Origin of the sequence: Planococcus sp. CAU13 (assembly GCF_000775575.1) — a bacterium.
GTDB lineage: Bacteria > Bacillota > Bacilli > Bacillales_A > Planococcaceae > Planococcus.
This window is the reverse complement of the sequence record NZ_JRGN01000279.1, coordinates 1-9,033: the sequence shown is the minus strand read 5'-3', so window position 1 is coordinate 9,033 and position 9,033 is coordinate 1. Positions and strand designations below refer to the sequence as shown.

The window sequence follows — 9,033 nt, the reverse complement described above, 5'->3', positions numbered from 1 at the left end:
GGATCAGTTGGATCTTCAGGATCCGGAAGTGCAGCATCATTGGTCGTGAAGCGATAAATTTTCGATGTTTTTACAGCATTAGCTGAGTTCGTGAATTTAATATACCAGAAATATTGAGTCAAAGCGTCAAGTTCGTTCCACTTAACAGAAGCTTTGCTTCCGGAAGCCGGGTTGCTGACTGAACCGATAAGGTCATCGGTATAAACGTTTACTGCAACGTAGTCAGTAGCGATTTGGCGGGCGGCAGGAGTTCCAGGTGTTTCTGCACCATCTGTTGGAGCTAAAATGTAATTTGCAGTGAATTCGTCTTTGTCGCCTTCAAAATAATTGTATTTTTTATGGAAAGGAGAGTACGTAATGAAATCCACTGTATTGTCAGCAGGATTAAAAGTCAAAAGCCTCATATAGCCTTCTGCTCCTGCTCCCCCTTGGTAATTGGACAGTACTTCCAAAACTTCTCTTGATCTGCCATCGGAATAATTGAGGGTTCTGACGGCTCGGTCTGCTCCGAAATAGTGGCCGCTTAATACCATTTTTACGTTCCAATTCGGTCTGACAACATGGGTGTGAAGATAATCACCGTCTGTAGATCTGAAACCGCCCGGGGACAGGTGATTATGGGCTACTAAAATAGCATTCTTATCTGCGTGCTCCCTCAATACCCGGTTTGCCCAATCAATCGTATCTTGCTCACGAACTTTTCCGTAACCAAGATAAAGAATGATGAAATCATGTTCGCCGAAGGAAACAAGATCATAATGGTTCCGGTTATTGTCCATTTGCCCTCCGTACCATGGTTTACCGGTAAAGCGGTTGCTGCCTGCATACGTCCAGTAATTAGTATAATCGAGCTGCACCGGGTTTGTTCCCTGAATTACCACGTCCCGGTTACCAGCCATAACCCCGTAAGGAATATTGGCTTCATCCATACGCGTAAGGTTTTTATCTGCAATAGCCCATTGATCCAGATCTGTTGAAAGGTCGACAAGGTCGCCTGAATGGACAACATAACCGAAAGTTCCTTTATTGTATTCTTCTATCATCCAGTCAGTCATGGAATCCCAGACTTCCGGGCGTTCTGCTGCATAGAATTGAGTATCTGTAAACCAGGCCATGGTGAATTTTTCACCGGTATTCCCGCCTCCCGGAGCTGGTGCTGGCGATGCGTCATGCACCATTGCCTGCAATTTGCCGTTGCTGAAAAACTTGGCATCTGACACTACTTTAGAAAATGTGATATTACCGGTTCCTCTGGCTGCTTTTTCCTCCAACACAACCCATTTTTTGGCAATGTAATCCCAAGCCGAAAGAACAAGTTTTCCTTGCGCCAGTGTTTTACCCTGCCAATGAAGCTCGATCTCATTGCCTGACACCAAGTGCTTGCTCACATCAACTTCGAACCGATGATACGGGTAGGTGTCTTGCCCATCAGTTGCTGCATATTTCTGATCGGGAAGGGCCGCCGCCTCTCTATATGCCTGAGTAAAAGCTGTACCGCCCGCCGCTGCAGTTAATGGATCGGTTGCCGATGTACCATAGAAGCCGGAGACGCCATTGCCGCTGCTGTAGTCATATGTAAAACCTTCCATAAAGTCTACAGTTTTCAAACCGCTCGAATCTTTAACAATCGCTTCCAGAACTGCGTTGCGGTTAACGTTTTTGGAGTAATCCGCCGGTGTGACATTTGAAATTTCTCCAGGGCCTGCAGTGGCAGCAAAAAGGGTGGACGGCAGGGTGGATACGACCAACACAGTTGCCAATGAAACAGATAACAATTTCTTCATACTCATCCTCCTAATTTTTTTGATGGAACTGCTTTGATGACAGATTATAATAGTTCTTAAGTCCTCCCTTTCGAAGTTTGTATAGAATTTGTTAAAAAATGTGTAACTTAATGTTCATATTAACACAGAGATTTTCAAAATAAAGTATTTTATCTGAATAAATTGAATATTCTTTTATTTATTTTCCAGGTCAAATTTTTTAACTTTCTTTTAACCTTAGACTGTTTTAATGGTAGATTTCTTTTGTCCGATGATTAATTTTTTTGTCCCGGCTTCTTTAATTTCTTCAGCTTTTGAAAGAAATCCGGTTAAATAACTACCCGTTATCAAAATATTATGTAATAATAAGCTTCATAAAAGATTCGAGTTTCGAAATGTTTGGAGGCAATTCCGTTGAAAACTGTATTTTCCTACGCTAAACCCTATACCTTCTATATAGTTATTGCCTTGGTACTCATGCTTCTCGAATTGTTTGTGGAATTGATGCAGCCGCTCGTTATCGCAGGCATCATAGATGATGGAATTGTTGCCGGCGACCGGGACGTGATCGTCCGGCTGGGCATATTCCTGATGGTGCTGTCACTTATGGCTTTTGCCTCAGGCGTAGCCAATTCCTATTTTGCCGCCCATGTATCGCAGAGCTTTTCGTTTGATCTGCGAAAAGCGGTATATGGCCGTATCCAGTCATTTTCACTTGCCATGTTCAATAAATTTCCGTCATCCGGGTTGATCACCAGACTTACAAGTGACGTAACCCTCGTCCAGCAGATACTGTTCATGAGTCTGCGCATCATGCTGCGTGCGCCGCTATTGGTAATCGGAAGCATGATCATGGCATTCGTCGTCAATCCGAAACTGGCGATTTATCTGGTTGTTGTATTTCCCGTGCTTTTGGCTTTCCTCTATATAATGGTCAAAAAAGGCGTCACTTATTTCAGTTTCGTACAGCAGCGACTTGACCGGGTCAACCGGATGGTGCAGGAAAATCTGCAGGCTGTCCGCCTGATCAAGGCGTATTTGCGTGGCAAATATGAAGCCAACCGCTTTTCGGAAGTGGCAGGGTCATTGAAAACCGATACCGTCAAAGCGTTTCGGATCATGGAGATCATCCTTCCGATTCTGCTGTTCGGCATGAACTTGTCGCTCCTTGCTGTACTGTGGTTCGGCGCTTTTGAAATTCGGAGCGGCGATGCACAGATCGGAGAATTGGTGGCGATCGTCAACTACGCAATGAGAATGACCGGTGCCTTTTCGATGTTCTCTTTCATTATCATGGCGTTTGCCCGTTCCAAAGCTTCATCTGAACGGATAGAAGAAATCCTGCTCGCGGAAGACGTCCGTGAAAAAGCAACTGGAGGCGAAGGGAAGATTTTGCGCCGCGGCGATATTGTATTCGAAAATGTTTCATTCACTTATCCGGGCGCCACGACACCGGTACTAAAGAATCTGTCATTCCATATACAGCCCAATGAAAAATTGGCAATCATGGGGGCAACAGGATCCGGAAAATCATCATTGCTGCAGTTAATCCCGCGTTTCTACGATGTCAGTGGAGGCAAAGTGATGATCCATGGCAGAGATGTAAGGGAGTGGTCGCTGAGTGCGCTGCGAAGAACGATAGGCGTAGTGCCACAGCAGTCCCTGCTGTTCACCGGAACGATCTCGGATAATCTGTCCTGGGGGAAAGAACAGGCGGAACAGGAAGAATTAGCGGGAGCGGCGGTGAAAGCTCAAATCCATGACACAGTGAAACGGTTCCCGAAAGGTTATTTCACACGCGTCGGCCAAAAAGGGGTCAATCTGTCAGGCGGCCAGAAACAGCGACTTTCGATTGCGCGGGCGCTGGTCCGTAAGCCGTCCATTCTGATATTGGATGACAGTACGAGCGCGCTGGACGTTAAAACGGAAGCGGCGTTATGGCAGGAACTGGACCGGGAGGAAGCAACAATGCTGGTCGTTACACAAAAAATACGCACCGCGATGCGGGCCGATTACATCCTTCTGCTTGAAGAAGGCGAAATTTCGGCATATGGCACTCATGAAGAACTGCTTGAACGCTCGGAACTGTACCGTAAAATAGCTCTGTCGCAGCAGGAAGAGGAGGTGGATGAATTTGTTTGATGCCATTCGTCGCCCTTTCGGGTATGAACCGATTATCAAAAAAGAAGATTTGAAGAAAGATCCTGATAAAAAAACGGAACGTGCCGATAACTGGAAATCCACGTTGACGCGGATCTGGAAACTGGTCGATGAACAGCGGCTTCTGCTGATTGTTGTTCTCGCGCTCGTGTTCGTCAGTTCGGCGCTTGCGCTTCTTGGACCTTATCTGGTCGGCCGGGTGCTTATAGACCAATACATCATCCCCCAGCAATTTGGGGGAATGGGTGTCGTGATCCTTTGGCTCGTCGTGATTTATATCGGACATTCGGTCGCGCTTTATTTGCAGAACTATTGGATGGTCGGAATCGCACAGCAGGTCATTTACCGGATGCGGACGCGTCTGTTCAGCCATTTCCAGAAGCTCCCCGTGTCCTTTTTCGATAAGCGGCAGCACGGAGAATTGATGAGCCGGATGACGAATGACGTTGAAAACGTTTCGGCGACTTTGAATACTTCGTTCATCCAGGTGTTTTCAAGTATCTTGACGCTGACAGGAACTGCGGTTGTTATGTTTCTGCTGAGTCCTTTACTGACTTTATTGACGTTCATCATCATTCCGCTCATGTACGTTTCGGTGCAGTGGATCACAAAACGGACCGGACGTTTGTATAAAGAACAGCAGCGCGCTGTCGGCGACTTGAACGGGATGATTGAAGAAACCATTTCAGGACAAAAAATCGTTAAGGCCTTTTCACAGGAACCGCGGGTGATGGATGAGTTTTTGGTGAAAAGTGAACGGCTCAAGCGGGCAGGTTTCTGGGCGTGGACATATGCAGGGTTCATCCCGAAAGTCATGAACTTTTTGAACAACGGAAGCTTTGCCATCGTCGCCGGCGTCGGCGGGATTCTCGCATTGAACGGTGCTGTGTCCATCGGGGTGATTGTCATCTTTACGGAGTATTCCCGCCAATTCACACGGCCGCTGAATGATCTGGCGAACCAGTTCAATACCGTCCTGTCAGCAATTGCCGGAGCGGAGCGGGTTTTCGCTATCATGGATGAAACGGAAGAAAAAGATGATCTGGTCATAAACGCCGAAAAGGAATTTGAGGGCCGGGTCGAATTTGATAATGTCTCTTTCAAATATGAAGGTGCCGAAGAAGAATGGACGATTCGGGATGTCAGCTTTGAAGTCAAAGTCGGCCAGACGGCAGCTCTTGTCGGTGCAACGGGGGCAGGCAAAACGACCATCATGCAATTGCTGGCCAGGTTCTATGACGCCAATGAAGGCGAGATCAGGATAGACGGAACGCCGATTTCCTCCATGCCGCGGGAAACGCTGCGCAGGCAAATCGCTTTTGTGCTGCAGGATCCATTCCTGTTCGAGACTTCTGTTTACGACAATATCCGATATGGAAAATTGGACGCGACAGAAGAAGAAATCATCGAAGCTGCGAAAAAGGCAAATGCGCATGAGTTTATCCTGAAACTGCCGAATGGCTATGACACCGTTCTTAAGGGGGATGGCTCGATGATTTCGCAGGGACAGAAGCAATTGCTGTCGATTGCGCGGGCGTTGATTGCGGACCCCGTCATTCTGCTGCTTGATGAAGCGACCAGCAGCATCGATACCGTGACCGAATTGAAAATTCAGGAAGCATTGGAGCGGCTGATGGCCGGCAGAACAAGTTTTGTTATTGCACACAGGCTGAACACTGTGCGCCAGGCGGATCTGGTTTTCGTCATGGAAATGGGCAAACTGGTGGAAGCCGGGACACAGGAAGAACTGCTTGAAAAAGATGGCTTATATGCAAATATGCTGGCTGATGCAAAATTATAAGGAAGTTCCGGGGGAAGAATTTTTCCGCCGGTTTTTTTTATGGATACTCAACTCATGCTGGGGGTATGTTACGATTAAAAGAAAACAACAAGGTGGTGCTGACATGGATATTTCGCTTTCGATTGCATCGTTTCCGGTGGATTCCGAAACGGCAGAAGATATGCGGGGCTTATTGAAGATGGCAGAAGCGGATTACAGCAAGCCGCTGTTTGAATATAGCTGGCAGCAGGCGGATGCAGCTGGCTTTGCTGTCCTTGCCTATACAGAAGAAAATGAACTGCTCGGGTTTGCGTCAGCTCTTGATATCATCGGGCTGGATTCATATGAATGGTCAGCATTTGTGCATCCTGGCTATCGGCGTCTGACCATCGGCTCAGCGCTGGCCGGCGGAGTGGCTTATGGGCTGGAACAGCGGAAGGCCGTCGAAGAACTTGCAGTTACTATCGAAGACCCTGCAGCGGAAAAGTTCATGGCAAGTTTGGGGTATCAGCCGAAGTTCAAGGAAATAGAGCTTGCGGCAGAACCGCTGGCTGAGTTTTCGCTTCCGGATTCATTGATGGTCACTCCGTATAATGGCGAAATGGAAACACTCGAAAAGCTGATGGCCGCTGCATTTGACGATGAAGTGATTCCGGTCGTCCATTATAATATCGAAAGAGAAGACCGGGAAATTTTCGTTATGAAAAGAGAAGGCAAAATGGTGGCCAGCGGAACATTGCTGAGGGAGGAAGACAATCTGTGGATCACCGCTTTTGCTGTGGATCCTTCTGAGCAGGGGAAAGGCTATGGCAAAGCTTTCCTGATGTGGTGCCGGCATTACGCTTTATTGCAGGGAATGAAGCGCGTCGTGCTTGAGGTGGAAACTGAAAATGATGCGCTGGCTGTTTATCAGAGAACAGGTTTTATTCCAGTCCATTCAGTGGAGTATTGGGAAAAGCCTAAAAACAGGAAAGCATAAAAAAACCATCCGCCGGCGGATGGTTTAGAGAAATCAATTGCCTGTTGCTTCGTAATCTTTATCGGTGCCGTCGGGATAGGTTACTTCGACTTCGATGGATTCATATCCCTGATCGATGTCGAAAGCTTCAATCACTCTGTTGATGACTTCATCGTCCGCCATATCAGCAGTGATTTTGAGCTCAGCCAGCATCGGTTCAATTTTGTCGAAAGCGTCGTTCCCTTCCAGCTCTTCATTGGTGGTTTTGTTTTCATATTCGGCTTCGACTTTGTCACGGTCTTCGTCATAGGAGACCTGCAGAGCATCGTCCTGATCAGGAAGATCGACATCCAAATCAAATTCTACAAAGCCAAAAACTTCCCCTCCGACGTCTCCTTCGGAAAGGCCGCCTTCAGGGTTGGCGTCTTCCACGCCGTCTGCAGGCTGCGAAGTATCTTCTGTAACCGGTTCAGTCACTTGTTCATCATTGCCGCAGGCTCCGAGAACAAGGACGGAGGAGAGAAGGAGTCCTGTCATAACCGGCATTTTTTTATGGATCATAAAGTTCATCCTTTCTAATCTCTTTAGAAATCATATTCCCGACTTCTTGAAAAGTATGCTTGTAAATTTATGGATGCACTTTTATTTATCTGAGAGATGAGAAGAGCTGAAGAAGAGCCTAAGGAGACAGGATCATGGATAAGTACAATAACGGCCAGAACATCGCAGCAGCTTCCGAGAAAAACATCAAAACGGATTTCAAGGAAAGTATGACTTACGGAGATTATTTACACCTGGATCAATTATTGACAGCGCAGGACGGTGTCAGCGGCCATCATGACGAAACTCTTTTTATCGTCATCCATCAGGTTTCGGAATTATGGATGAAGCTGATTCTCCATGAATTGCATGCCGCAATACGCAGTATTGATGCTGATGACCTTCAGCCGGCGTTTAAACAAATGGCGCGCGTGTCTAAAATACAATCTCAGATCATCAATGGCTGGGATGTGCTGGCGACGATGACACCTGCCGAATACATGGAATTCCGCGGGGACCTGGGCAATGCAAGCGGCTTCCAGTCCTATCAATACCGTATGATTGAATTTGCACTCGGGTATAAAACGAAGCATGTGCTGAAAATTTATGAAAAAGATCCGGCTCTTTTGGAGGAGTTGACTGCTGCTTTCAAAGCACCGGGACTATACGATGCGGCCATACAGAAGCTGGCGCGAAGCGGATTTAACATAGCCAAAGAAGTACTGGAACGCGACATCACGACGGTTTATGAACCGCATGACAGCGTCAGGGAAGCGTGGAAAGCGGTGTACCGGGATGTGGATACGCACTGGGAACTGTATCAACTCGCAGAAAAGCTCGTCGATATCGAAGACTGGCTCCAGCAATGGCGTTTCCGCCATATGAAGACGGTGGAACGCATCATCGGCTTCAAGCAGGGGACAGGTGGATCTTCAGGGGTACATTACCTGAAAAAGGTGCTCGATCAGTATTTCTTCCCGGAACTCTGGGATATACGGACAGAAATTTAGGAGGGGTCAAATGAAAATCTATGCAGACGGGGGATGTTCAGGAACGTATCCTGAAAATACACTGGCAGCATTCGAAGCTGCTGGGAATTTACCGGTTTCCGGCATCAAATTAACTGTTCACTTGACGAAAGACAGAGAGATAGTGGTAATCCATGATGAAAAAGTCGACCGCACAACGGACGGTACAGGATTCATCAAGGATATGGCATTCAGCGAAGTGAGAAAATTGGATGCGGGCTCCTGGTTTTCGGAAGAGTATGCGGGAGAGCGGATTCCGACACTGGATGAGGTGTTTGATATTTTCGAAGGCACGAACCATCGCTTGAACATCGAATTGAAAACGGATATATTCCCTTATGAACGCCTGGCCGATAAAGTTCTCGAGAAAGCTGAAAAACGGGATTTCTCAGACCGCCTTCTCATTTCATCTTTCAACCATGAAGATGTGCAGACAGTCAGCCAAAAGAAAACAGTCGAATCTGCCATCCTGACTTCGGATATTTATGTCGATGTCTATGATTACGCCCGGGTCGTCGGCACAAATCGGATTCACATGTCGCTGCCGGGAGCTTTCCAGCGGATGGCGACAGATGCTTTACGAAAAGGCGCAATTGTTTATGTTTACAAGGTGAATGAGCCCGACTATGCCCGACAGCTGCAGCAAATCGGCATCCACGGCATCTTTACAAATTTTCCGGAAAAAATGCTGGCGGAACTGGAGAGCCCGGCAAATCAATAAAACAGGAAAAGAGACGCAGGCAGCAGCCGGCGTCTCTTTTTTGTCCAGTCATATGCCTTTCAGAGCTAAACGGGCGTTGTCGC

7 protein-coding genes are annotated in these 9,033 nt (G+C 47.2%); 5 read left to right on the top strand and 2 right to left on the bottom strand.

The features are described from left to right. Nucleotides 1-1,784, bottom strand: a 1,784-nt coding sequence (locus KW93_RS13175; protein ID WP_033543494.1) for a metallophosphoesterase, incomplete at its 3' end; no start/stop codon positions are given. Nucleotides 1,785-2,177: 393 nt separating this feature from the next. Between KW93_RS13175 and KW93_RS13170 the strand changes: the two genes are divergently transcribed. The 3 genes from KW93_RS13170 to KW93_RS13160 all read left to right on the top strand — a co-directional run bounded on the left by KW93_RS13170 (nt 2,178) and on the right by KW93_RS13160 (nt 6,682). After that, nucleotides 2,178-3,905, top strand: coding sequence for an ABC transporter ATP-binding protein (locus KW93_RS13170; RefSeq protein ID WP_033543493.1), 1,728 nt, complete (start codon nt 2,178-2,180; stop codon nt 3,903-3,905). After that, nucleotides 3,892-5,724, top strand: coding sequence for an ABC transporter ATP-binding protein (locus KW93_RS13165; protein ID WP_033543492.1), 1,833 nt, complete (start codon nt 3,892-3,894; stop codon nt 5,722-5,724). The genes KW93_RS13170 and KW93_RS13165 overlap by 14 nt, the downstream gene beginning before the upstream one ends. Before the next feature lie 103 nt (nt 5,725-5,827). Continuing rightward, entirely contained in the window at nt 5,828-6,682 is an 855-nt protein-coding gene (locus KW93_RS13160; RefSeq protein WP_033543496.1) for a GNAT family N-acetyltransferase, read from the top strand. Nucleotides 6,683-6,715: 33 nt separating this feature from the next. On the opposite strand, the gene KW93_RS13155 is transcribed toward KW93_RS13160, so the two are convergent. Further along, nucleotides 6,716-7,222, bottom strand: coding sequence for a YusW family protein (locus KW93_RS13155; RefSeq protein WP_235318422.1), 507 nt, complete (start codon nt 7,220-7,222; stop codon nt 6,716-6,718). Nucleotides 7,223-7,356: 134 nt separating this feature from the next. Here KW93_RS13155 and kynA point away from each other — a divergent pair, with 134 nt between their 5' ends. Then, the gene (kynA, locus tag KW93_RS13150; protein ID WP_033543491.1) at nt 7,357-8,211 is read left to right on the top strand and encodes a tryptophan 2,3-dioxygenase; all 855 of its coding nucleotides are present in this window, start codon (nt 7,357-7,359) and stop codon (nt 8,209-8,211) included. Nucleotides 8,212-8,221: 10 nt separating this feature from the next. After that, nucleotides 8,222-8,950, top strand: a complete 729-nt coding sequence (locus tag KW93_RS13145) for a glycerophosphodiester phosphodiesterase family protein (protein WP_033543490.1) — start codon at nt 8,222-8,224, stop codon at nt 8,948-8,950. Nucleotides 8,951-9,033 lie beyond the last annotated feature (83 nt).